Raw genomic sequence first — 1,269 nt, forward strand, 5'->3', positions numbered from 1 at the left:
CTACCTGTCGGGGGCCTACCTGTCGGGGGCCTACCTGTCGGGGGCCGACCTGCCGGAAGAAGCTCTTCGCCCCTTCAAGGCGGATCTCTTCCTCACGCTTTCGACGCTCGCTGCCGGTCCGCTGGAGGCCCAGCATCTGGTCGCCAAGCTGCGCGCGGGGCAGGTCGATGGCTCCACCTATGGAAACAGCGGGACCGAATGCGCCTGTCTCGTCGGCACGATCGCCCAGCCGCGTGGCGTAAGCGGCGAAGCCTTGGATCATAACAGCGACCGCCCCGCCGAGCGCTGGTTCATGATGATCACGCCTGGTGATGCAGCGGGTGCCCAGGTCGACGGTAAGGAAACGGATGGCGGCTATGCGGCGCGCAAGGCGCTGGAATGGACGCTCGATTGGTGCAAGGCGCATGGTATCGACCCTGATGCCCCCGCCGCCGCTCAGGTGGAGGCCGCATAATGGCGCAGGCGCTGACCACCTCTCATGTCGATGCTTCGGCGCGTGGTCGGCGCCGTGACGTCGCCATGGTCGCGCTACAAGCGCGATACGCAGCACTCCCTGTCGGCCAGCAGGTCGACATGCTGCACCTGATGGCGCGCGGCTGATGCGCCGGTCGTCGATTTTGCCGCGATCAGCGTTCCAGCGTCGCAAGCCGCCGCGCGCGGGTCGCCCGGCGTGGAAATGCTGCGAAGAGTTCAAGCGCTGGCTCCGCAGCCTGCCGTGCGCTTGCCAGGGTAAAAACGAGTGTTGCTCGGGCCCTGTCCAGGCCGCGCACGTCGATCACGCAGGGAAGGGGACAGCTGACGCGAAGGGGCTGAGCAGCAAGGTCAGCGATCGTTTTTGCGTCCCACTGTCGATGGGCTGCCATCAGCACCAGACCGATGTGATCGGCTGGTCGGAATTTGAAATGACGCTGCCGGGCGGATCTGCCGAGGCGCTGGCCACCGAATATTGGAACGCCTGGCCAGGCCGGGTCGAGTGGGAGCGCCAGTTCGCTCGCGGGGAGGTCGCATGAGCGCCGCCGCCCGCCGCCCCGGTCCCGTCACGCTGGCCGAGATCGACCCCGATTTGGACCAGACCGTCGAAGAGATGCGCTGGAAGGTCGGTCGCTATCGTCAGCTTGGGCCGATGATCATCGAGGCGACCACGGACCCGCAGCTGTATCGCTCGCTGGCCGCTAAGATCGACGAGCGGGGCGACCTGTTCGAGTCCTTCCGCGTCCGCGCCGAGAAGCTGGGGATCAAGTCGCCCTACGCGCTGATCCGCCTGATTGA

Annotated in this window: 4 protein-coding genes; all 4 read left to right on the plus strand. The window is 66.5% G+C overall.

What is annotated here, in order from left to right; translation table 11 throughout:
* A partial coding sequence (locus GGQ89_RS19410) for a hypothetical protein (protein ID WP_184107110.1) occupies positions 1-454 on the plus strand: 454 nt, incomplete at its 5' end.
* Entirely contained in the window at positions 454-600 is a 147-nt protein-coding gene (locus GGQ89_RS19415) for a hypothetical protein (protein WP_184107112.1), read from the plus strand. The genes GGQ89_RS19410 and GGQ89_RS19415, both read left to right, overlap by 1 nt.
* Positions 600-1,010 carry a hypothetical protein gene (locus tag GGQ89_RS19420; RefSeq protein ID WP_184107114.1) on the plus strand — a complete coding sequence of 137 codons (411 nt, stop codon included), beginning with the start codon at positions 600-602 and terminating at the stop codon, positions 1,008-1,010. Before GGQ89_RS19415 ends, GGQ89_RS19420 begins: the two co-directional genes overlap by 1 nt.
* A partial coding sequence (locus GGQ89_RS19425; protein WP_184107116.1) for a hypothetical protein occupies positions 1,007-1,269 on the plus strand: 263 nt, incomplete at its 3' end. The genes GGQ89_RS19420 and GGQ89_RS19425, both read left to right, overlap by 4 nt.

It is taken from the genome of Sphingomonas yabuuchiae (genome assembly GCF_014199595.1).
Taxonomy (GTDB): domain Bacteria; phylum Pseudomonadota; class Alphaproteobacteria; order Sphingomonadales; family Sphingomonadaceae; genus Sphingomonas; species Sphingomonas yabuuchiae.

What these genes read in the sequence shown, in the direction of transcription:
- GGQ89_RS19420 (WP_184107114.1), top strand. Translation starts at nt 600, where the DNA reads ATGCGCCGGTCGTCGATTTTGCCGCGATCAGCGTTCCAGCGTCGCAAG.
- GGQ89_RS19415 (WP_184107112.1), top strand. Translation starts at nt 454, where the DNA reads ATGGCGCAGGCGCTGACCACCTCTCATGTCGATGCTTCGGCGCGTGGT.